Source organism: Halorubrum sp. Atlit-28R (assembly GCF_003665955.1).
Classification (GTDB): domain Archaea; phylum Halobacteriota; class Halobacteria; order Halobacteriales; family Haloferacaceae; genus Halorubrum; species Halorubrum tropicale.
This window is the reverse complement of record NZ_QPLS01000011.1, coordinates 36,911-58,938: the sequence shown is the minus strand read 5'-3', so window position 1 is coordinate 58,938 and position 22,028 is coordinate 36,911. Positions and strand designations below refer to the sequence as shown.

At 68.1% G+C, this 22,028-nt stretch carries 23 protein-coding genes; 11 read left to right on the top strand and 12 right to left on the bottom strand.

All coding sequences use genetic code 11. The annotated features are described in order from the left end of the window. Window positions 1-44 precede the first annotated feature (44 nt). Both DVK06_RS14490 and DVK06_RS14485 read left to right on the top strand, forming a co-directional pair. The gene (locus DVK06_RS14490; protein ID WP_121600809.1) at window positions 45-293 is read left to right on the top strand and encodes a hypothetical protein; all 249 of its coding nucleotides are present in this window, start codon (window positions 45-47) and stop codon (window positions 291-293) included. An 84-nt stretch (window positions 294-377) separates the two neighbouring features. Then, window positions 378-1,175, top strand: coding sequence for a winged helix-turn-helix domain-containing protein (locus tag DVK06_RS14485; protein WP_121600808.1), 798 nt, complete (start codon window positions 378-380; stop codon window positions 1,173-1,175). A gap of 8 nt (window positions 1,176-1,183) precedes the next feature. Here DVK06_RS14485 and DVK06_RS19625 read toward each other — a convergent pair whose 3' ends face one another. Then, a complete protein-coding gene (locus DVK06_RS19625; RefSeq protein WP_255410379.1) occupies window positions 1,184-1,306 on the bottom strand; it encodes a hypothetical protein in 123 nt (40 codons plus the stop codon). A 97-nt stretch (window positions 1,307-1,403) separates the two neighbouring features. Beyond that, window positions 1,404-1,937: an inorganic diphosphatase gene (locus DVK06_RS14480; protein WP_121600807.1), complete on the bottom strand. Its 534-nt coding sequence runs from the start codon at window positions 1,935-1,937 to the stop codon at window positions 1,404-1,406. A 342-nt stretch (window positions 1,938-2,279) separates the two neighbouring features. On the opposite strand from DVK06_RS14480, the gene DVK06_RS14475 reads away from it, so the two are divergent. Then, entirely contained in the window at window positions 2,280-2,630 is a 351-nt protein-coding gene (locus tag DVK06_RS14475; protein WP_121600806.1) for a PadR family transcriptional regulator, read from the top strand. A gap of 97 nt (window positions 2,631-2,727) precedes the next feature. On the opposite strand, the gene DVK06_RS14470 is transcribed toward DVK06_RS14475, so the two are convergent. Together DVK06_RS14470 and rnhA are read right to left on the bottom strand one after the other, a co-directional pair. After that, the gene (locus tag DVK06_RS14470) at window positions 2,728-3,441 is read right to left on the bottom strand and encodes a hypothetical protein (protein WP_121600805.1); all 714 of its coding nucleotides are present in this window, start codon (window positions 3,439-3,441) and stop codon (window positions 2,728-2,730) included. Then, a complete protein-coding gene (gene rnhA / locus DVK06_RS14465) occupies window positions 3,428-4,024 on the bottom strand; it encodes a ribonuclease HI (RefSeq protein ID WP_121600804.1) in 597 nt (198 codons plus the stop codon). Before rnhA ends, DVK06_RS14470 begins: the two co-directional genes overlap by 14 nt. Window positions 4,025-4,248: 224 nt before the next feature. Here rnhA and DVK06_RS14460 point away from each other — a divergent pair, with 224 nt between their 5' ends. The 3 genes from DVK06_RS14460 (at window position 4,249) to DVK06_RS14450 (ending at window position 6,976) form a co-directional block, all read left to right on the top strand. Further along, the gene (locus DVK06_RS14460) at window positions 4,249-5,235 is read left to right on the top strand and encodes a transcription initiation factor IIB family protein (RefSeq protein ID WP_121561476.1); all 987 of its coding nucleotides are present in this window, start codon (window positions 4,249-4,251) and stop codon (window positions 5,233-5,235) included. A gap of 104 nt (window positions 5,236-5,339) precedes the next feature. Then, complete coding sequence (gene nreA, locus DVK06_RS14455) at window positions 5,340-6,668, top strand: DNA repair protein NreA (protein ID WP_121600803.1); 1,329 nt, start codon at window positions 5,340-5,342, stop codon at window positions 6,666-6,668. A gap of 53 nt (window positions 6,669-6,721) precedes the next feature. Next, complete coding sequence (locus tag DVK06_RS14450; protein ID WP_121600802.1) at window positions 6,722-6,976, top strand: preprotein translocase subunit TatA; 255 nt, start codon at window positions 6,722-6,724, stop codon at window positions 6,974-6,976. Window positions 6,977-7,306: 330 nt separating this feature from the next. Here DVK06_RS14450 and DVK06_RS14445 read toward each other — a convergent pair whose 3' ends face one another. Together DVK06_RS14445 and DVK06_RS14440 are read right to left on the bottom strand one after the other, a co-directional pair. Next, window positions 7,307-7,603, bottom strand: coding sequence for a rubredoxin-like domain-containing protein (locus tag DVK06_RS14445; RefSeq protein ID WP_121600801.1), 297 nt, complete (start codon window positions 7,601-7,603; stop codon window positions 7,307-7,309). A gap of 218 nt (window positions 7,604-7,821) precedes the next feature. Next, window positions 7,822-8,820, bottom strand: a complete 999-nt coding sequence (locus DVK06_RS14440; RefSeq protein ID WP_121600800.1) for a radical SAM protein — start codon at window positions 8,818-8,820, stop codon at window positions 7,822-7,824. Window positions 8,821-8,978: 158 nt separating this feature from the next. Between DVK06_RS14440 and DVK06_RS14435 the strand changes: the two genes are divergently transcribed. Then, complete coding sequence (locus DVK06_RS14435) at window positions 8,979-9,701, top strand: DUF6517 family protein (RefSeq protein ID WP_121600799.1); 723 nt, start codon at window positions 8,979-8,981, stop codon at window positions 9,699-9,701. A 124-nt stretch (window positions 9,702-9,825) separates the two neighbouring features. Next, a complete protein-coding gene (locus tag DVK06_RS14430) occupies window positions 9,826-10,935 on the top strand; it encodes a DUF373 family protein (RefSeq protein WP_121600798.1) in 1,110 nt (369 codons plus the stop codon). A 28-nt stretch (window positions 10,936-10,963) separates the two neighbouring features. Here the strand turns inward: DVK06_RS14430 and DVK06_RS14425 are convergent, their stop codons facing one another. The 5 genes from DVK06_RS14425 to DVK06_RS14405 form a co-directional block, all read right to left on the bottom strand. Beyond that, window positions 10,964-12,061, bottom strand: a complete 1,098-nt coding sequence (locus tag DVK06_RS14425) for a hypothetical protein (protein ID WP_121600797.1) — start codon at window positions 12,059-12,061, stop codon at window positions 10,964-10,966. A 104-nt stretch (window positions 12,062-12,165) separates the two neighbouring features. Next, on the bottom strand, window positions 12,166-13,227 hold the full coding sequence (locus tag DVK06_RS14420) for a phosphotransacetylase family protein (protein WP_053771927.1): 1,062 nt from the start codon (window positions 13,225-13,227) through the stop codon (window positions 12,166-12,168). After that, a complete protein-coding gene (locus DVK06_RS14415; RefSeq protein ID WP_121600796.1) occupies window positions 13,220-15,367 on the bottom strand; it encodes an acetate--CoA ligase family protein in 2,148 nt (715 codons plus the stop codon). Before DVK06_RS14415 ends, DVK06_RS14420 begins: the two co-directional genes overlap by 8 nt. Before the next feature lie 89 nt (window positions 15,368-15,456). After that, entirely contained in the window at window positions 15,457-17,070 is a 1,614-nt protein-coding gene (locus DVK06_RS14410) for a PAS domain-containing protein (protein ID WP_121600795.1), read from the bottom strand. 102 nt (window positions 17,071-17,172) lie between these two features. After that, window positions 17,173-17,559: a helix-turn-helix domain-containing protein gene (locus DVK06_RS14405; RefSeq protein ID WP_121600794.1), complete on the bottom strand. Its 387-nt coding sequence runs from the start codon at window positions 17,557-17,559 to the stop codon at window positions 17,173-17,175. Between the two features lie 115 nt (window positions 17,560-17,674). Here DVK06_RS14405 and DVK06_RS14400 point away from each other — a divergent pair, with 115 nt between their 5' ends. From DVK06_RS14400 to DVK06_RS14395, 3 genes are all read left to right on the top strand, one after another. Then, complete coding sequence (locus DVK06_RS14400; protein ID WP_121600793.1) at window positions 17,675-18,307, top strand: helix-turn-helix domain-containing protein; 633 nt, start codon at window positions 17,675-17,677, stop codon at window positions 18,305-18,307. 74 nt (window positions 18,308-18,381) lie between these two features. Then, window positions 18,382-18,540 carry a hypothetical protein gene (locus tag DVK06_RS19050; protein WP_173228886.1) on the top strand — a complete coding sequence of 53 codons (159 nt, stop codon included), beginning with the start codon at window positions 18,382-18,384 and terminating at the stop codon, window positions 18,538-18,540. Window positions 18,541-18,659: 119 nt separating this feature from the next. Then, on the top strand, window positions 18,660-19,115 hold the full coding sequence (locus tag DVK06_RS14395; protein ID WP_121600792.1) for a pyridoxamine 5'-phosphate oxidase family protein: 456 nt from the start codon (window positions 18,660-18,662) through the stop codon (window positions 19,113-19,115). Window positions 19,116-19,553: 438 nt separating this feature from the next. On the opposite strand, the gene DVK06_RS14390 is transcribed toward DVK06_RS14395, so the two are convergent. After that, entirely contained in the window at window positions 19,554-22,028 is a 2,475-nt protein-coding gene (locus DVK06_RS14390) for an RND family transporter (protein WP_121600791.1), read from the bottom strand.

Genomic DNA, 22,028 nt, shown 5'->3' with positions numbered 1-22,028 from the left:
AAGGACCGCGTTTTTTCACCGCCGCGCGCGGAGGTCGGGATGCTATGACCGACATCGAAGCAGCGATCCGGGCGGCGTTCGAGCACACGGAGTACGACCTCGGCGACGTCGCGGTGAACCGCCGACAGGTCCGCGTGCCGGTGATCGAGGAGGGCGCCGACCCCGACGCGCTCCGGGCCGTGATAGAGGAGGCGCTCGGCGCGGACGCGCTCGCGGCCGTGACCGTGACCACGGAGCGTATCGCCGGCGAGGACACCGTCGGGACCGTCGTGTCGTTCCGCTACCGGGACTGAGCGACGGGAGCGCGCCGGTCGCGGCGACCGGCGCCGCGACGCGGTACGGTTAACACGGCGGTACCCGTACACACGGATCGTACGATGACGGCCGAGGAGGGACACGACGGCGCACAGTACCTCGCCGGCTCGCCCGTTCGGGTCGCGATACTCCGGGCGCTGCGCGAGGAGCCGCGGCGTCCGGCCGAGCTGACCGACGCGGTCGACGCGACCCGAACGACGGTTCAGCGGATCCTCGGGGGGTTCCGCGAGCGGGACTGGGTCGTGAAACGCGACGCCGACTACCGGGTGACGCCGACCGGAGTGCGCGTTCACGACGCGTACGAAACGCTCCTGACCGAGGTGGAACGCGGCGAGCGCTACGGGCGGTTCGCCGAGGCCGTCGAGCGCGTCGGCGTCGACTTCCCGCCGGAGGGGATCCCAGACAGCGAGCTCACGGTGGCGTCCGACCAGAACCCCCTGGCGGTGGTCGACCGGCTCACGGACCTCCTGCGCGAGAGCCGCGGCGCCGATATCCGGGCCGTCTCCCCGGTCGTCCTCCAGCAGTTCAACGACGCGGCGGCCGCGGCGCTGGACGGCGGCGCGGACGTGGAACTGATCATCGACCGTCGCGTCGCGGACGCGTCGGTCGCGGAGTTCGGCCCGGCGACCGACCGCGCGTTGAACGACGACGACGCGACGGTGTACGTGAGCGCCGAGCCGATAGAGTACGGGCTCGTCCGGTGCGGCGACGTCGCGTGCGTGGCCGCGTACGACGAGCGGAACAACCCGCGATGCGTGCTCGAATCGACGGACGAGACGGTCGTCGACTGGGTCGACGAGGCGTTCGCGTCGCTTCGGGACGAGGCGACGCCGCTCGGCGCCGTCGTCGAACGCGTCTGAGAAGTCGGCTACGCGTCGTCGGTCGCCGCGGCCTCCTCGGCCGCCGCGTCGGCCGCGTCGTCGTCCGGGTCGAAGTTCGCGGGAACGACCGTCGGGTGATCGATGCCGACGGAGGGCGTGGTGGCGCTCATGGCTCTACGTGACGATACGCGACTCACGCCCTAAAAATTACCCATAGGCATAACGCATCCGGCCGCGGGCGGCGGATGCGTCTCGGTTATCCGACCGTTACGCGAAGTTCTCGTCGTACAGGTCCTGCGCGTGTTCGATCGCGTCCTTCGCGGCGGCCTTATCCTCCCAGCCGAGCGTTTCGACCTCCTTGCCGGCCTCGAGGTTCTTGTAGGTCGCGAAGAACTCGTCGATCTCGTCGAGGGTCTGCTGCGGGATGTCCTCGAGGTCCTCGATGTGGTCGAACCGCGGGTCCTCGGTCGGCACCGCGATCACCTTGTCGTCCTGCTCGCCGTCGTCGTCCATCTTCATCAGGGCGACGGGGCGGGCCTCGACGACGCAGCCGGGGAACGTCTGGTCCTCGACGAGCACCATCACGTCGAAGGGGTCCTCGTCGTCGTAGTACGACTGCGGGATGAAGCCGTAGTCGTACGGGTAGTGGACGTTCGAGTGGAGCACGCGGTCTAGGACGACGCCGGGGACGTCCTTGTCGTACTCGTACTTGTTGCGTTCTCCTTTGAGACACTCGACGACGGCGTAGATCTCGTCCGGCGCGTTCGGTCCCGTCTCGAGATCTTCCCAGAGGTTGACCATGTGGCCGGAGATGGGTCGAAGCCGGCCAAAGTCCTTTCGGGATCGCCTGAGCCGGTGGAGCCGCAACGCTCGAAGCGGTCAACCCACAGCGCTCGTTCGACCCCGTTAGGCGTCGAACTCCGAGTTTCGATCGCAAACCGAAACGACGCTGTGGCCGACGGATCGTCGGCACAGTCGGTACGAACGGAATCGATCGGTCGAACCTGCTCCGCCGCCGGATCGCACGGGTGTCCGCCGAAACTCCCACAATACCGGCTTATTCGGACGTAGGTTCGGGGTTACGCATCGCAACGATAGTGAATGTTGAGAAAGATTATAAGTTCGGGTCCCTTTCCGGTAAGCATGTCAGAGGCACAAACAGTCACTGATGAATCGAGGGCGGCGAGCGACCTCACGGCGTTCCAGCAGAACATCCTGACCATTCTGGCCGAGGAGCCGATGTACGGCCTCGCGATCAAGCGGGAGCTGGAGGCGTACTACGGCTCCGAAGTGAACCACGGCCGCCTGTACCCCAACCTCGACGACCTCGTCGAGGACGGGCTCGTCGAGAAGAGCGAACTCGACAAGCGGACGAACCAGTACGAGCTCACCGAGGCGGGCCACGACGTGGTCCTCGGGCAGATAGAGTGGGTCCTCGACCGGTTCGTCACCGACGAGGAGCGCGCGGACGAGGTCCGCGCGCTGCTGGAGTAGTCGAGCGCGTCCCGCGGGGCCGTCCGGCATCGACCGCTAACTGACTCTTTTGGCACACGACGCGGCGAAAGCCGCGTTCTTTTCCGCCGAGCGACCGCTACGCCGAGTCCACGTCGGCGACCTCCACGTCGGCGGCGACGGACGCGATCACGGACAGCGACTCGTCGACGGCGTCGAGCTGCTCGTCGGTCGGCCACCCGTTCCGGACCAGGTACTCCTCGCGGAACTCGGCGCGCATCTCCGGGGTGGCGTCGTCGACCGTGCGGACGTAGTGGTTGCTCATGAACGTCGCGAACGTCTCCGCGGTGCGCGCGTGGACCGCGGCCTCGCGCTCGGCGACCGCCGCGGCCACCGCCTCGTTGTACGCGGCCACCTCCCGGTAGCGGTCGGCGTCGCCGGGACCGGACAGCGACACCTCGACCGCGCGGTCGGTGTCCTCGACGCGGTCGAGCCGGACCGTCCCCTCGTCCATCCACTCGTCGGGGTACAACACGAGCGCGTCGTCCTCCTCGCGGACGCGCACGGTGTAGCCGTACTCGGCCGCGAGAGCGTCGCGCCGCTCACGGTACTGCTCGGCCGCCTGCTCGATCTCCGGGGTCGGCTCCGCGGACTCGGCCTCGCGGGCGAGCCGCGTGAGCCGCTCCGCCTCCTCGACCGCCTCGACCGGCACGTCCGGGACGCGCTCGTCGTCGGGGTCGGGGGACTCCGCGGCGTCCGCGGGCTCGTCGGCCGCCTCCTCGTCTCCCGCCGCCATCATCTCGCGCGCCCGTTCCTTGGCCCACTCGGGCGGGTCGTCGTCAGTTCGCGTCATCGAGTGCCTCGTTCGCTAAGTCGTCGGCGCGCTCGTTTATCTCTCGCGGTACGTGGGCGATCGACCAGCGGTCGAACCGCTCCAGCAGCTCCCGGACGCGGACCCGCCGTTCGCGCAGCTCCGGGTCGTTGGTGTTCCACTCGCCGCGGACCTGCTTGACCGTCAGCTGGGAGTCGCCGCGGACGTCGACCGCGTCGAATCCGTACTCGTCGGCCGCCTCCAGCGCGCGGATCAGCGCCGCGTACTCGGCCTGGTTGTTCGTCGCGCGGCCGATGCGCTCGCCGCCCTCGGCGACGACGCCGTCGGACGTGACCAGACACCAGCCGACCGCGGCCGGGCCCGGGTTCCCGCGGGAGGCCCCGTCGAAGTAGACGTGCGCGCGGCCGCCGCCGTCGCGAAGCAGGGCGGTCAGGCGGGTGGGGTCGCTCCCCTGGACGACGACCTTGTCGTCGTACGCGACCGCGACGGCCCCGTCGCGGTCTGCCCGCCACCGCTCGTGGGGCGTGTTCCCCTCGTCGATCGGGACGCCGGCGTCCGCGAGGCGCTCGCGCGCGACCGTCGGGTCGCAGTCGATGGTCGGCATTCGTCCGGGTTCCGCGCCGGGCGGACAAAGGGCTGTCCGTCCGCCGGCTGAGAGAGGGTCGAACGGCGGAGCCGTCGTCGACGCGGGCGGCGCGTCCACCGGTTCCGAGGTAGGGCCCTCGTCGACGGTCGGCCCCGACCGAGCGAGCGCCGCGAAAGTCCGTGCCACTCACCCGCACGGTAACGAACTTTTAAGTTAAACGGATTGGATAGCATATAAATGCGATGACACGGCCCACCCGGCAACGGGATCACGACCGGCAGCGCGTGGGGGACGAAGACGCCGAGGAAGCGGAGATAGACATCGAGGACGTCGACGAGTTAGACCCCGAGGACTTCGATCCGGAGGATCTCACCCGGACGGCCGACGGGGAGCTGATACACGAAGAGACGGGGATGATCATCGAGGACGAACAGATCGATCCCGGCCCGGAGTGGCGCGCGTTCAACCACTCGGAGCGGCAGGAGAAGTCGCGCGTCGGCGCCCCGACGACGAAGACGATGCACGACAAGGGGCTGACGACGACCATCGACTGGAAGGACAAGGACGCCTACGGCCGCTCCATCTCCTCGAAGAAGCGGTCGCAGATGCACCGCTTACGGAAGTGGCAGGAGCGAATTCGGACGAAGGACGCGGGCGAGCGCAACCTCCAGTTCGCGCTCTCGGAGATCGACCGGATGGCCAGCGCGCTCGGCGTGCCGCGCTCGGTCCGGGAGGTGGCGTCGGTGATCTACCGACGGGCCCTGAACGAGGACCTCATTCGGGGGCGATCCATCGAGGGCGTCTCCACCGCCGCGCTGTACGCCGCCTGCCGCAAGGAGGGGATCCCCCGCAGCCTCGAGGAGATCTCGGAGGTCTCGCGGGTCGACCGCAAGGAGATCGGCCGGACGTACCGCTACATCTCCCAGGAGCTCGGCTTAGAGATGCGGCCGGTCGACCCGAAGAAGTACGTCCCGCGCTTCTCCTCGGAGCTGGAGCTCTCCGAGGAGGTCCAGTCGAAGGCCAACGAGATCATCGAGACGACGGCCGAGCAGGGGCTCCTCTCCGGGAAGTCGCCAACCGGCTACGCCGCCGCCGCCATCTACGCCGCGTCGCTGCTCTGTAACGAGAAGAAGACCCAGCGCGAGGTCGCCGACGTCGCGCAGGTCACCGAGGTCACCATCCGCAACCGGTACCAAGAGCAGATCGAAGCGATGGGCATTCACAGCTAGGCGGCCTCGATCCCGTAGTCTCTCTCCGCTTCCCGCTCTCTGCCGTGCTGAACGGCGCCCGCGCCGGAAACGTTCAAGCCGGTGCGCCGTCAACACCGATCCGGATGCGGCTCGACGAGTTCATCGAGTTCGAGGCGAACGAGCGCGCCGAGCGGCGGCGCCTCGCTGCCGAGAAGGACTACGGCATCCTCGATCACCTCGACTCCTTCGAGCGGCGCTTCGACGAGCACGTCTCCGACGACGCCGTGGTCGGCAGCGTCTCGCCCTCCATCTTCGTCGGCCGCGCGGACTACCCGAACGTCTCGACGGGCCTGCTCTCGCCGGTCGGCCGCGAGGAGCGCGCGGAAGCGTTCGAGACCTCCGCGGCGTGGTACGACGAGGGGGTCTCGATCGCGGACGTGTTCGACCGCCGGACCAGCCTGCTCAACTCGACCCGCGGCGTCGACGTCGCGGACGCGGGCGCGACGAGCGCGGCGGGCTCGGTCGGAGGCGGCGGCGGCCCCGCCGAGAGCGTCCACGACGCGTGGGACGGCTGGCTGGGCGTCCAACGCGAGGTCGCGATCGCGGACCGCCCGGTCGACGTGGAGATCGGGCTCGACGGCCGCCCGGACCTCGACTTCGAGGTGGGGACGGAGGACATCAAGACGCCGACCGGGCCGCGCGCCGCGGCGCAGCGCGCCGACCTCGGCGAGAACCCGCACGTGCCGCGCCCGGTGAAGAAGACGCTCGAAGACGACGACTGGCGCGCCGAGGGCGCGATGACGTACCTCTACCGCCGCGGGTTCGACGTGTACGAGATCAACACGATCCTCTCGGCGGGCGCGCTGGGGCGCGGCGAGCACCGCCGGCTCGTCCCGACGCGCTGGTCGATCACGGCCGTCGACGACACGGTCGGCCAGTTCCTCCGGGGCTCGATCCGCGACAGCCCGACCGTCGACCGGATCGAGGTCCACCGCAACGAGTACCTCGGCAACGCCTTCTGGGTGATCTTGGTCCCGGGCCGCTGGGAGTACGAGCTCGTCGAGATGAAATCGCCCGGCTCGATCTGGAACCCCGACCCCGAGGCGGGGGTGTACCTCGCGGCCGCCAGCGAAGGCCGTGAGGGCCGGACCGGCTACGTCGAGGAGACGGCCGGCGCCTACTACGCCGCCCGGCTCGGCGTCTTGGAACACCTCGACGACCGCGGCCGGCAGGCGAAGGCGCTCGTCCTCCGGCACGTCTCCGACGACTACTGGGGCCCGGTCGGCGTCTGGCAGGTTCGCGAGGCCGTCCGGAACGCCTTCGACGGCGAGTTCGGGGCCGCCGAGACGTTCGGCGAGGCGGTCCGCGGCGTCGCCGACCACCTCCCCATCTCGCTGGGGCGCCTGCGCCGGAAGTCGACGCTCGCGGCCGGGCTCCAAGCGAACCTCGCGGACTTCGTCGACGCGGACTGAGCCGTTGACTCCTCGCCCCGATCGCTTTAGTCGCGCCGTCGAGTGGACGGCACATGGTCTCTCTCGTCCCCGCGTTCGGCGGCGTCCCCGGCGGTCCGGAGCTGGTAATCATCATGATCATCGCCGTCCTCCTCTTCGGCGTGCCGCTCGTCCTCGTCGCGGGCGCGGTGGTGTACCTCACGACGCGCTCCGACAACGGAGGGGCGGACGCCGACCGGATCGCCGAACTGGAGGCGGAGGTCGAGCGCCTCCGCGAGCAGGTGGGCGACGATGGGGACGACCTCGAGGAGGAAGAAGAGAGCTCGTGAGCGGCCGAAACGGTCGGCGCGTGCCTGCGAGGTCGCCTTGCGGCCGAGCAGCACGCGCGAGGGAGTCGGTGGCCCGGAGCGAAGCGGAGGGCCAGCGACGAGGCTGGGGAGGCGTGAGGCGCTGTGCCGGGCGGGACTCGAAGGGGCAGTCGCGAGGGCGCCGCAGACGACGTAAGCACCGCAGGGAGCGAACGGAGTGAGCGACTGAGGAGCGCAGCGAGTGTGCGGCGCCCTCGCGGCTGGGGCTTCGAGGGTGTCAGCACTGTCTACGAGGTCAATCAATTATAAGTAGATGACAGGGAAACGAGGTCGCTTCCCACGGCCGTCCGCTCAGTCTTCGGCCCAGTAGTACAGCTCCTCGCGGGGCGCGTCGCAGCTCGGGCAGTTCGCGGGGAGCTGGTCGCCGATCTCGCCCATCTCGCCGCACTCCCAGCAGCGCCACATCACGTACGCGGTGCCGAACACGTCGCGCGCGTCGGTGAGCGTCAGCGTGTCCGTCCCCGACGGCGACGCGACGTAAAAGCCGTCGTCGTCGACCCCGCGGATCGAGCCGAGCCGCTCCCCGTCCTCGTTGTACACCGCCTGTCCGATGCTCACGTCGGGGAATACGGGTTCTTCTGAGGCCATGCGCGACCGTACGTGTTTATCACATATAATTGTGATAGTAGGTGACACGACACAGGCGGAGTGTTCGACCACGGATCGGCGGCCAACACCGCCAAAGCCCCACCCGGGAGGACTCGCGCGGCTTGTTGCGTCCTGTCAGCCGCTCGCAGGCGCGCGCCACCGCCGTCGCTATACGTGACGAAGGAAGGAAACCGACGCGAGAATCGAAGACCGCCCGCTCAGGCGACCGGTGTTCGCTCGACGACCGTCCCGTCGACGGTCGGGTACTGCTCGACGATCTCGCCCTCGTCGAGGTCGCCGTCCTCGACCATCTCTTCGAGCAGCCACCACGCCACCTCGACGTGGTTCGATTTCACGGTGTAGAACTCCTCGGGGACGCCGAGCGCCTCGAACCGCTCGGGGTCGGCGAACGCCTTCCCGTAGACCAAGGTCCCGTCGTCGGTCACCTCGTCGAACTCCCGGCGGATGTTCCGCGCCATCCGCTTGAGGCGGTTCCGGTGCTGGGCGGCGTCTTTGAACACCGACGTACAGAAGTACACCTTCTCGTGGCTCGCCATCTCCTCGAGGATGGCGTCGTCCTTCGACCCCTCGACGGCGGACATGTGGCCCTCCTGGAGCTCGAACCCCTCCTCCTGCATCCGGCGGTAGTTCCCGTCGGACATCTCGAACTCGTTGATGTTACAGAACTCCGCGGCGCCCTCGTCTAAGAACTCTAAGAACTCCGGTTCCGCGCGGATACCGGGGATCTCGAAGGCGGGGGTGAGCCCCTCCTCGCGGGCGATGTGGAGGACCTCCTCCCACTCGGTGCCGTGCATGTCGCCCCACATCTCCAGCGGCGGGTGGAAGCGGATCTCGTCGAGGCCCGCCTCCGAGAGGCGACGCATGTTCTCGCGGCCGCCCGTGATCCCGGTGTAGAGGTGGGTGTGGTGGTCCTCGCCGAACTCGTCTTTCAGGAGTTCGAGGTACCGGGTCGTCTTCGCCATCGCCTCCTGCGGCTCGCCGCCGGTGATCGAGGTGCCGAGCGCGCTCATGCGCTTGGCCTCCTCGATCACGTCCGCGTCCGACTCGACCTTCCGCTCGTTGGCGTACACGTCGGTGACGTTCTTCCGGTTCTCTCCGAGGGGGCAGTAGAAGCAGTCCCGCTGGTCGCAGTACCCGTAGACGAAAAGCACCATCTTCCCGCCCTTGGCGCACTGTTCACAGCCCTTGGAGATCATCTACTCCCCTCTACCGGCCGCGACGTGAAAAAGCGTGCGAAGCGCGGAGTCGGGCGAGAGCGGTTGTCACGGCGGCGTGGCGGGGCGATCGAGCGGGCGGCGGCTCCGACCCGCCCGGAACACAAAGTATGTACCCCCCACCGCCGTCAGTGACGGCCATGAACCGAGACCCGACCGCCGAGCACGACGCCGAGACCAGCGACGCGAACTCCGCCGTCACCCGTCGCCGGGCGCTCGCGGCAGGCGGGGCGGTCGGCCTCGCGAGCCTCGCCGGCTGTACCGCGTTCGAGGTCGCCACCGGCGAGGGGCCGGCGGAGTTCGCGGCCGGCACGGCCACGGTCGCCGACGCCACGCTCTCGGAGAGCGGGTACGAGCTCAACGAGGTCTCGGAGGAGACCCTCTCCCGGGAGGTCGAGGCGGCCGGGCAGACCCGCGAGGTCCGCGTGACGAACACGGTCGCCGAGTACGACAAGGCCGTCGAGCTGTTCGGCGAGCGCTACCAGGCCGCCGTCTTCGCCGCGGTGACGACGCCGCAGATCGAGGTGCTCGGGCGGGCGCTCAACCCGATCGCGGAGTTCAGCACCCGCGAGCGCGCCGAGCTCATCCTGAGCCGCTTCGAGGGCGTCGGTGACCTCGAACGCGGCTCGGAGTACTCGACCGAGGTCCTCGACTCGGACGCCGGGGTCGTCGTGTACACGGCCGACGCGGAGATCGAGGGGACGGGCGTGACCACCGAACTGGAGCTCCACATCGGCGAGCCGGTCGGCGTCGGGAGCGACTTCGTCCTCCCGCTCGCGGCGTACCCGGCCGCGTTCAGCGACGGCGAGAACGTCCGCCGGATGATGAACGGGATCGAACACGAGCCGAACGAGGAGAACTGACGGACGCGGCGGCGCGGGCCGACGCACGCAGACGCGGTCGCGCGGGCCGACGCGGTCACCGGGTTCGCTGACGCGAGCGCGCCGAGCCGAAAACATATGCCGTCCCCCCGCGTAGCCCCGAGCGATGCTGCTCGTCCTCTGTGTCGACCTCGACGACGACCTCGGCCGCAAGACGGGGATCCCCACCCCCGTCATCGGCGACGAGGACGTCACGGAGGCCGCGGTCGCGCTCGCGACCGCCGACCCGGAGGACTCCGACGTGAACGTCCTCTTCCAGGGCGTCAACGTCCACGACGAGCTCGCCGCGGAGGGCGAGGCCGTCGAGGTCGCGGCCGTCACCGGCGTCGACGGCCCCGACGTGAAGGCGAACCGCGCGGTCGGCCAGGAGGTCGACCGCGTGCTCGCCGAGCTGTCGACCGGCGAGGAGGTGTCGGCGGTCGTGATCACCGACGGCGCCCAAGACGAGTCCGTCCTCCCCGTGATCCGGTCGCGGATGCCGATCGACGGGATGCGCCGCGTCATCGTCCGCCAGGCGCAGGACCTCGAGTCGCTGTACTACACGATCAAGCAGGTCCTCGCGGACCCGGAGACCCGTGGGACGATCCTCATCCCGCTCGGCGTCCTCCTCCTCATCTACCCGCTCGTCGTCGTCGCGAACCTCTTCGACGTCGCCGGCGCGGCCGTGCTGGGGATCCTCTCGGGCGCGGTTGGGCTCTACTCGCTGTTCCGCGGGCTGGGACTCGAAGAGAGCGTCGACGGCGCCGCGGAGAGCGTCCGCAACGTGTTGTACACCGGCCGCGTGACGCTCGTCACCTACGTCGTCGCGCTCGCGCTGATCGTCGTCGGCGGCGTCCAGGGGGTCGACACCGTCGACGCCGTCCGGACCGCGCTGGGGAGCCCGCTCGCCGCCGGCACCGCCCTCGCGGCGTTCGTCCACGGGTTCGTCCAGTGGCTCGGCGTCGCGGGCGTCACCTCCAGCCTCGGGCAGATCACCGACGAGTACCTCGCCGGTCGGTTCCGGTGGCGCTACCTCAACGCGCCGTTCTACGTGGCGTCCATCGCCGTCGTGCTGTTCGCCGTCTCCGGGTTCTTCCTCCCGGACGCGCCGGGCGTGACCGCGCTCGGCCTCTCGGAGCTGGCGATGGCGCTCGCGGCCGGCACGCTCATCGGCGTGTTGAGCACGCTCGCGTTCGCGGTCGCGGAGTCGCAGCTCCCGTCCGCGGAACCGGTGTGAGGCGGAGAGAAGAACGGGCGTCCGTCGCCTACCGCGGCGTCCAGGAGTCGCACGCCTCCATGTCGTCCATCAGCTCGTCGTAGTGCGCGCAGTAGGGGCGCATCCCGTCCTCGGTTCGGACGTAGTCGAACTTCTCGCAGTTGCCGCAGTAGGCGTCTCCCGGGCCGTCGCGCGCGGCGGGGGAGCCGGGCGAGGGGGTCGACGGCGAGGCCGGCTCCTCCGACCCCGGGCCGTCGAGCGGGGAGCTGATGTCGGGCTCGGCGCTGCCGCCGTCGCTCACGCCCGCCGAGCCGGGGGCGGTGGCGCCGCCCGTGCCCGACCGGCCCGTCCCGGACCGTCCCGTCCCGTTCGACCGGTCGCCCGCGGCGGAGCGGCCGTTCGACCGGTCGCCCGAGCGGTCGGACGCTCCGGGGGCGACCGTCGCTCCCGACCCGTTCGTCGCTCCGGTGCCGGCCGCCGCGCCGGCGGGGTCTCGATCGGCCGGCCGGGACGCGCCGCGTGCCGGTCGGTCCGCGTCGTCGGGGCGGTTCGTCTGCGTCTCGACCTCGCCGTCGGGGGTGCCGCCGAGGAGGCCGACGCCGCCGGGGCCGTTCAGCTGATCGCGGGGGACCTCGACCACCTTCGTCTCCCCCTTGTGGGTCACCTCCATCGAGACGGTGCCGCCGGGGTCGTTGCGGGTCTTGAAGTTGGCGACGCCGACGAACACGCTCCACAGCGTCGTCGCAGCGCCGAGGAAGTAGACGCCCGCGGTCGGGAGGGTGAGGTCGGTCAGCTCCGGACGCGGCCCGCCGACCCACTGCTGGGGGTACGCGTGGGCGAACAGGGCCACGCCGAGACACATGACGGCCGCGCCGACGGCCGCCGCGGCGTAGGTGTTGCGGTCGGCCGGGAGAACGGCCATCACGCCGAGCAACACGAGCGGGACGCCGACGCCGCCGAGGATCCCGCCGACCTCCCTGGCGGTCCCGGACGAGAACCCCGACGGCATCGCCACCTCGGCCGCCACGAGGATCCCCGCGACGACGAGCAGCGCGCCCACGACGAACGACCCCACACCGAGGTACAGCCGACGCGGGTCGACCCCGGAGCGCCCCCGTCCACCGTACGCCTCCGAGAGACTGGTCATGGGCGGAGTACGTCGTCCACCGTGAAAACAGTACGTCAGACGCTCACGGGCCGCGAGCGATCGCGGCTCGCGGAGCGGTCTGAGTCGGAGAGACGCGCCCGTCCTCAGACGAGCGCGTCGACGTCGACGTGGTCGCCGAGCAGCTCCGCCATCCGGTCGACGGTGCGGACGTCGCGCGTCCGGCCGCCGCGGACGACTTCCTCGGCGCGGTCGATGGCCGTGACCGTGTCGGTGTTCACGGCGAGGACGGGCGTGCCGGCGTCCGCGGCCTTGCCCAGCACCGCGCCCGAGGGGCGGTGGCCGCCGGTCAAGACGAGGCAGGCGACGCCGGAGGCGTCGAGCGCCGCGGTCTGGACGTCGGCGCGGTCGCCGCCGGTGATGACCGCGGCGTCGCGGGCGCGCCGGAAGTAGCGCAGCGCCTCGTCGCCGCCCATCGCGCCGACGAGGAAGCGCTCGACGAACGCGTCGGTGGGCGCGTCCGTGAGCAGCTCGGCGCCCAGCTCGTCGGCCAGCTCGCCGACGGTGACGCCGGCGAGCTCCTTCTCGTACGGCAGCGCGCCGAAGACGGTGATGCCCTTCGATTCGAGGAACGGGATCCCGTCCTGGTCGAGCGACTCGAAGGCGTCGTCGGACACCTTGTTGAACACGACGCCGGCGAGGCGGTCGCCGAACGCGTCGGCGGCCGCCAACACCTCGTCGAGGTCGTTCGGCGAGTCGTAGTCGGCGACGAGCACCACCCGCGCGTCGAGCAGCTCCGCGACGTCGACGTCGGTGAGGTCGACGACGCCGCCGGTCGTCCAGCTGCCGCCGCCCTCGACGAACACCTGGTCGTTGTCGGCGGCGATCCCCTCGTACTCCTCGCGGATCCGGTCGCGCAGGGCGTCGGGATCCTCGGTGCCGCGGACCGCGCCCTCGACGAACGTCGGCGAGTAGACGACGGGCTCCATCTGGTGCATCTCCGCGTCCAAGCCGAGCACCTCGCGGGCGAGCATGGGGTCCTGATCGAGCGTCTTGCCGACGTTCGACTGGAGCCGCGTGCCCTTCGGTTTCATGTAGCCGACGCTGCGGTCGCGGTCGGCCGCGAGCCGCGCTAAGGCGACGGTGATCGCTGTCTTTCCGGCGCTGTCTCCGGTCGCGGTGACGAGTGTGGTGGGTGTGTCAGTCATCGGTGGGTGCCTCCGGGTCGGTGGCTTCGGGGTCGAGTGCCTCCGGGTCGACGGTGAGTCTCACGTCGACGGCGGCGGCGTTCGTGCCGCCGTCGTCGGCGGGCAGTGCGACGAGGGGGTTGATGTCGAGTTCGAGGATGGCGGGGAAGTCGGTGACCAGCTGCGAGAGCCGGCCGATCGTCTCGATCACGGCGTCGACGTCGACCGGGTCGCGGCCGCGGGCGCCCCGCAGCAGCGGCGCCGACTGGATCTCCTCGGTCATCTCGCGGGCCTCGGGCTCGGAGACGGGCGCGACGCGGAAGGTGGTGTCCTCCATCACCTCCACGAAGATGCCGCCGAGCCCGAACATCAGCAGCGGGCCGAACTGCGGGTCGCGGTTCATGCCGACGATCGTCTCGACGCCGTCGTCTAGGTCGACCATCTCCTGTACCTGAACGCCGAGGACGGTCGCGTCCGGCTGGTAGTTGCGCGCGCGGGTGACGAGGTCCTCGTAGGTGTCGGCCACGTCCGCGTCGGCGACGCCGACGGCGACGCCGCCGATGTCGGACTTGTGCAGGATGTCCGGCGAGACGATCTTCATCACCACGTCGCCGTCGACGCGCTCGGCGACCTCGCGGGCACGCTCCGGCGAGTCGACGATCTCGCCGTCGGGCGTGGGGATGCCGTACGCGTCGAGCAGGTCCATCGCCTCGACGCCGAGGCGGTTGTCGTCGCGGTCGCGCACCGTGGCGAGGATCTCGCGGGCGCGCTCGCGGTCGACGTCGAACTCCATGGGCGGCGCGTACTCGCGGGCCTTGATGTCGCGGTAGCGCGCGAGCGTCGCGAGGCTGTCGATGGCGCGCGCGGGGTCGAAGTAACAGGGGATCCCCTTCGCCTGGAGCTGCTGTTTGGGCTCGCGGGTCCGGTCGCCGCCCATCAGGCAGGCCGCGACGGGCGCGTCCATCTCCTCGCTGACCGCCTCGATCGCGTCCGCGAGGTCGCCGAAGTCGATCGTCGCCGTCGGCGCGGCCAGCACGAGGGCGGCGCCGACGTTGTCGTCCTCGACGGTGATCTCCAGCGCCTCGCGGAACCGCTCGACGTCCGCGTCGCCGATCACGTCGACCGGGTTGTGGATGTTCGCCTCCTCGGGCATCGACGCCGCGAGCGCGTCGCTGGTCTCGCGGGTGAACGACGCCATGTCGAGGTCGGCGTCGCCCACCGCGTCGGTCGCCATCACGCCGGGGCCGCCGGCGTTGGTGACGACCGCGACGCTGTCGGTGTCGGGCAGCGGCTGGCTCCCGAGGATGCCCGCCGAGTCGAACAGCTCGTCGACGGACTCCGCGCGGATGACGCCCGCCTGGTCGAGGCCGGCCTCGTACGCCTTGTCGGAGCCGGCGAGGGTGCCGGTGTGCGAGGAGGCCGCCTGCGCGCCCGCGCTCGTCCGGCCGGACTTCACGGCGACGATGGGGGTGTCCTGGGTGGTCTCGCGGGCGGTCTCGATGAACTCGCGGCCGTCCTCGACCCCCTCCAGGTAGCCGATGATCACGTCGGTCTCCTCGTCGTCCCCCCAGTGGTCGACGAAGTCAGTCTCGTCTAAGACCGCCTTGTTGCCGAGCGAGACCACGTCCTTGAACCCGATCCCGTTGTCGTTGGCCCAGTCGAGGACCGCGGTGACGAACGCGCCGGACTGGCTCATGAAGGAGAGCCCGCCGGGGAGCGCGTTCTCGGGGCCGAACGTCGCGTTCATGCCCGAGGGCGTCGACATGATCCCCAGGCTGTTGGGGCCGACGAGGTTCAGGTCGTACTCGTCGGCTAGCTCCGCGAGGCGACGCTCCCTCGCCGCTCCGTCCTCTCCCGTCTCGCCGAACCCGGCGGTTATCACGACGACGTTGCGGACCCCCGCCTCGCCGCACGCCTCGATGGCGTCCAACACGATCGAGGGGGGCACGACGATCACGGCGACGTCCGCGTTCGCGTCGGCGACGTCGTCGACGCAGGGCGTGCCGAGCACCTCGTCGTAGTTCGGGTTGACGGGGACCGTGTCGCCGTCGAAGTCGTCGAGGAGATTCGACGTGACGGCGCGGCCGACGGCCCCCTCGCGGGTGGTGGCGCCGACGACGGCGACCCGGTCCGGGTCGAACAGCTCGTTGAGCGTACCCATCAACGCGGGAGTACGCGAAGCGCCGGCTTAAGATCGGTGGGAGGTTCTTCGAAATCGGGTCCTACGGTGAACGATCGATCGGGTTTCGATCAGCCGTCGGTCCACCCCGAGAAGGGATCGTGAGAGGCGTTGGGGTCTGTGGAACTCTCGGGGACATCGGCGCCGAACACGGGCTCTGAGGAGCGGAACGGAGTACCACCGTCGGGCTCGGTTGCGGCAGGTTGAACCGCCGTCTCGGGTGGAGGGATCTGGTCAGCTTCAGGAAGCGTCGGATCGCAGTCGGCGTTCGGAACGGTGATCGTTACCTCGTTACCGTCAGCGTTGGTGTTGAATGTGAGTTTTCCGCCGGAGCGGTCGGCGATCCAGTAGACAAGCCACAGTCCCATCCCAGCTGTGTGATTCAGGTCGGTCATCTCCCACGAATCGGTGATCGGATTGTGCTCATCAGCTGGGATCGGCGGCGCGTTGTCTTGGACGGTGATCGCGACGTGGTCGTCTGGGGCGGTCACCTCAACGGTAACCCGCGGCGTGGTCGTCGCGTGTTCGATCGCGTTTTCGATGAGTTCTGTAATCGCGTAGTCCAACTCGGGGTGCGTGAGTGCCCGGAGACCGTCGGGACAGTCGACAGAGATCTCCGCGGCCGCCGCGTCGCAGTCGGAAAGTGCGTTATTGATCGCCGTTTCGACGAGTGAGTCGACTTGAAGGGGTTTCGGAGGCTCCCGTCGCCGAAGGAGGTCGATCACGCCACGCTGTTTCTCAGCCGACGTGAGGAGGTCGTCGGCGACACGGCGGATCGTTTCCGCGTGGTCGAGCAGGTCGGCTGCGAGCGCGGCAGCATCGAGGTCGGCTGGCGACTCGGCCGCGGCGAGAGCGTCGTTTGCCCGAGCCGCAATCTGTTCGGCAGTGCCGTCGACAATGTTCATATCGTTGCGGATCGTGTGTCGCAACAGATTGTCCATCACCGTGAGCTGTCGTTTTCGTCGGTACTCGTCGGTGACGTCACGAGCAAATCCGGTGACCGCGACGACCTCGTCGTCCTCAACGACCGGCTGACCGGGAACCCGCACCCAGCGCGTCCACGTGTTGGACGTGCCGATTCGATAGTCAAGGTTGATCGATTTGCCAGCGCTTAGGTGCTTCATCTGGTCTAAGACTGCTGAGCGGTCGTCTGGGTGGACGACCTCTACAAACGCTTGCGGCTGCTCACGAAGGGTCTCACGGTCGATCCCGTACACCGAACTTATCGCCTCGTTAACAAAAAGCAGTTCGCTCCAGTCAGGAGTAAACATCCACAACACATCCGGGGACGTGGATGCGATCGTTTCGAGCCGTCGTCGAGATTCGACCGCAGCAGTAACGTTTCGAGAACTGAGCGCCCATCCGTCGATCCCTGTTTCCTCTGGCGGGTAGACGCGTGTGTGGAGCCACAACCAGTCCCCGTCGGCCGTCCTGTATCGATACTCAAGAGTGGCGTCAGACTGGATACCGTTCTGGACTGCAGTCTCAAAGGCTGCGCGAACACGGTCGACATCCTCGGGATGGACGAGCTCGAAGGCATCAGTGCCGATGAGCTCATTCGGTTCGAACCCGAGCAGCTCATGGGTCGCCGCGTTGAGGTACCGGAACCGACCCGTCTCGTCGATCACCGCGATTTTGTCCTGCGCGAGATCGATGAGGGTCTCTGGTTCCGGCTGCCGAGACATACGAGGTCCGTCTGCGAACTGGCGTAAAACGTTGTCCGTTCGATTATCACCCCCGAGAACGGTTGCCGCAGATCGAGGGTGTGTCCTCGCCGCGCGCGGCGGTCAGTCGGCCGACACGCCGGGGGCGTCGAGCGCGGCGGCCAGCGGGTCGCGCCCCCCGTCGTCGACCGTGAGCGCGACGCCGTCGTCGCCGAGTTCGATCGCGGCGTCGGCGGCGTCGCGGACGTACTCCGCGGCGTGGTCGCCGTCCGGGTCGAACCGGACCCCTTCGGCGAGCAGCGGCGTCTCGCTCAGCAGCTCCACCTTCCGGTAGGCGGTCGAGAGCGCGATGTCGCAGTCCTCGGCCAGTTCGCTCGTCGTCTTCGGCGTCGTCGCGGCCGCAAGAATCGCCCGGCAGTCGGCGTCGGCGAGCGCCTCGAACGTCGCGTCGAGCGCCGCGTCTCCCTCGGTCGTCGTGGTGCCGTCGGTCGTGCGCGGGGGACGTTTCATATCTGTACGTACCCGCTCCAGCCCCCCGAACGGTGGCCCATCATATGCGGGGAGTTTTATACCGCGGCCGCGCGCCCGCCAACGTTTTTGCCCGGGACGGGTACGGACGAACGAGATGGGTTCGGGAATCCGGGCGGAGGTCTCGCTGCCGACCGCGCTGTCCCCGTTCGACGGCGTCGTCGACGGGGCGACGTCGGCCACCGAGGTGACGCGTTGCACGCCCGCGGCCGACCGCGAGCGCGTCGTCGTGGAGTTCATCGCGGACGCCGACCTCGCGGTCCCCGACGGCGTCGAGGTCGTCTTCGACTACGGCGGCCGGGCGGCGTACCGCTTCGACGCCGCCGTTGATCCCGACTCGCCGTTCGCGGTCCTGGACCGCCACGAGACGCCCGTCTCGGAGGCGACGGTCCGCGACGGCCGGCTCCGGATCACCTTCCACGCGACCGACCTGCCGACGCTGCGATCGGTGTTAGAGGCGTTCCGCGACGCCTGCCCGGACATAGAGGTGAAGCGGCTGCTCCAGTCGTCGACGACGCCGACGGAGTCCGACCTCGTCACCGTCGACCGAAGCGAGCTGACCGAGCGCCAGCGCGAGGTGTTAGCGGCCGCCCACGAGGCGGGCTACTTCGACCACCCGAAGGGCGCCAACGCCGGCGAAGTCGCCGAGTCGCTGGGGATCGGTCGCTCGACGTTCACGGAGCACGTCGCGGCCGCCCAGCGGAAGCTGTTCGGGGCGCTGTTAGAGTGAGGATCGTTCACGGCATTTCGAACTCCCGAGAATCCGAGGCCCGTTTGATGGGCGTGGGGACCGTACGCACAGGTATGACGGGGCGATCCACCCACACCTTCGTCTGCCCGGAGTGTCGGCGCTCGATCGAGGTGGACGACGCGATGCGGGCGACGCTGCTCGAGACGGGCTGCGTCGTCTGCGGGGCGCCGGTCACCGAGGAGGACATCGGCGGGGCGCCGGCGATCAGCTAGCGGCGACGACGAACCGCCCGTCGCTTGCGCCGGCGTCGACGCCGCACAACGGCGCCACACCTCCCGGAGACCCCGCCCCGTCTCGTGTCCTTTATCACCTCGTGCGAAGAAATTCGGGTATGCCGACGAACAGCGAGGTCGAGATGTCGCCGGCCGAGGTGGACGCGCACCTGTCCCGCCACGAGACGGGCGTCCTCGCGCTGGCGCGCGACGACGCGCCGTACGCCATCCCGATCTCGTACGGGTACGACGCGGACGACCGCGCGCTGTACCTCCGGCTGGTGTCGACGCCCGACAGCGAGAAGCGCGAGTTCCTCGCGTCGACGCCGCAGGCCCGCGTGGTCGTCTACGACGACGAAGACGACGAGTACGCGAGCGTCGTCGGCGTCGGCGCCTTAGAGCGGGTCGACCTCGACGAACTCACCCCCGAGACGATCGCGCAGTACGGCGAGGCGCGGCGACCGCTCTTCGAGATCTGGGCCGACGATAAGCCGGATTTAGACATCGAACTCTACCGCTTCGAGCCCGAGACGCTGACCGGGCGCACTGTCGTCGTCGAGCGCGCCAGCGAGTAGTCGGGGCTAGAAGCATTTTGCACCCGTGGAAGAGCATGATCAGTGGTGACACCGGACAAGTCGGAACGACAGCGTTATCTTTTGAACAGCAATGCTGAGACAACGTCAGACCCTGCTACAGGTCCGGGAGGCCGCAGATGTTCCAGTGAGGCCGAGTGTACCTCAGGCAAGCACTCCCATCTGAAAAATGCCAGACACCGTCACTGCGATACGCTGATAGTTCCGTGCCACGGCAACCATCAAGGATGACTCGTGACAGCATCTGGCACGTTAGGACGAGTGAGTATCCCTATTTCAATCTGTCGTACTGTACGAATTCTTGTCACAGAAACTCAGATCCGCGAGAAAAGTACATCGAGAGGAGTTTTTAGAGCGATTGTCGGGCTTTGTCAGGATCTCCAGACGATGTGGGGACACAAGACACTGAAAAAGACCGCATCAGTGGTGAGAGAAAGTGAACGATGAAAGAGTGCTAGAGAAGGCATTCTGATACCGCTCCCACAGGAGGACAGCTGGCGGAAGTGCGACCACGGTAAAGATGAACGAGTAGATGACGCTCAGCGCCATCAGCAAGCCGAAGTCCCCCAGAACAGGGGTAATCGCAAGCGCCAACGCACCGGTCCCGAGCGACGTGGTGAGCATACTTCCGAGCAGCGCGCCGCCGGTCCCAGAGAACGTGATGATCATCGACTGGAGCGCGTCCGCGTTCTCGTTGTACTCGTCAATGAACCGGTGGGTCGCGTGAACCGAGTACGCGATACCGAGCCCGATAGAGATAGAGAGAATGGTGGCAGTGAGCGCGTTCAGGGAGAGCCCGAGCGCTCGCATCGTTCCCAAGAGGAAGGCGATGGCGATCAGAATCGGGAAGAGATTCACAACCCCGAGCAGCGGCTTCCCTTCAAGCACACCGTACGAGATGACGAGGAAGATTCCAGTCAGCCCCATAGCGAGGATCAACCCCTGAATGGCGGAGTTGAAGATAATGTCCGTAACCGCGTCGAACACGACGAGCTGGCCGGTTGCAGTCGCCGCAGGGCGGAAGTCCTCCGCGAATTGGCGTGCGTCAGCGGCGGCTTCGCCTTGGCTCGCACTCGACTCGATGGCGTAGTCGATCTGTGCGTTCCGCCGGTCAGGGGTGAGATACTGCGCGGCCCGATCACCGGCCGGTGACGCGAACAGTTCGTCGTAGATCCGCTCGAGATTCCGATCAGGAATCCCGTTGCCGTCAACGTCGCTACGGGCAACGAGCCGGCCGAATGCGGGATCCCGCTCAGCCTGCGACTGAATAACGGTGATAATACTCGTCGGCCGGGCACGGCCGCCGTCGCCGACCGCGAGCGTGCCGGGCGGATTTTCGTTCGGGGCCGCGAGCGCCTCTAGCGCGTGGTCTTCCTCGAAGTTCCCCTCTACGTATATCTTCACTGATTGGTCTTGGTTCGTCGAAAACCGGTCCTCAAGCAGTGAGATCGTTTCTGCGACCGTGTATTCGCTGGGCGCGAACGGTTCCGGAAGCGCAGTGACATACTCGGGCAGTTCTTCGGGCGGCAAGAAGTCTTCCGTCTCGAAGGACGTGTCCACGCCGCTCCCGTAGGCGGTCGCCATGCCGCCGGAGATGAGCAGGACGACCACAATTGCGATCGGCGCGTACTGACTGGCCTGTGTCGGGAGGGTGAGGAGCTTTCCGAGCGTAGAGTCGCTCGACGAGATTGGCGCCGAGTTGAATTCGGGAACATCGTACGCCTCCCGCAGCTTGTCGACCTCAAGTTTCGCCGCCGGCAGGAATAATCCGAATATCAGGAACGTGAAAATTATCCCGACCGCAGAGGCGATACCGAGATCCCGGATCGGGCCCAAGTCGGAAACGACGTTGGCACCGAATCCAAACACCGTCGTGACAGTGACGATGATGAACGCGACCATCAACTGGTTGTTTGCTTCGCGCATCGCCTCGACGGCTTGGTAGCCCTTGACCGTCTCCTCGCGGTACCGGTTGATGATGTGGATCCCGAAGTCAACCCCGACCGCAAGCAACAACACTGGCACGGAAATCATCTGCTGGCTGAACGGGATGCCAGAGAACCCAAGAAAGCCGAACGTCCAGATGACGGTCATCAACAGCGATAGCAGTCCCAGCGACAGGTCGATCGGGTCCCGATAGGCGACAACGAGGAAGATCAACAGCAGAAGCACCACGACAGGCATCACGATCGTGAGCGAGTCGCCGATGACGGTCGCCGTTTCAGCGTTGGTCACGCCGGTTCCGAAGGCGCGGATATCGCTCGGATAATCGTTCGTAATCGACTGAATGGTCGTCTGGAGTTCTTGGAGGTCCGAGAAGCCGGCCGGCACCTCGTGTGACACGACCGTGATCGATGCCGATGCGGTGACGGCCGTCGGATTGAAATCCGTGGCCAGTGAGCGACTGAACCGTGGATTCTCTGAGAGCTGGCGAACGGTCCGTCGCACGGTGGTCGGACTGGCGGCTTCGACGGCCCGACGCTGTTCCGTTATCGTCGTGGCCGACGGGTCCAGCGCACTCGCAACTACCGTCGCCGGACCGGTCACCGAATCCACACGAAGGTCATCACGTTGCGAGATATCTTCGAGCAGCCGTAACTCCCGTGTGAGTGCCTCTTTCGTGAGGACGTTGCCGCCGGTATGGATGAGTTGCGTCGACTCGCTGTCCGGTTCGAACGGGTCGTCGAACTCTTGATTGACCGCATCGAGGGCTTCCTGCTCGTCGAGCCCCTCAGTGAACGCATCGGTGGCCCCAGTGTCGGTGCTGACGAGTCCGATACCGCCGGCAAAGACGACGGTGAGCACGAGGAACGCGACAATCACTTGCCGCGGCCGGTCAACGATGGCATCGTTAACCCGCCGGATTCCCGCCTCGATCCGATCACTGAGCGCCAT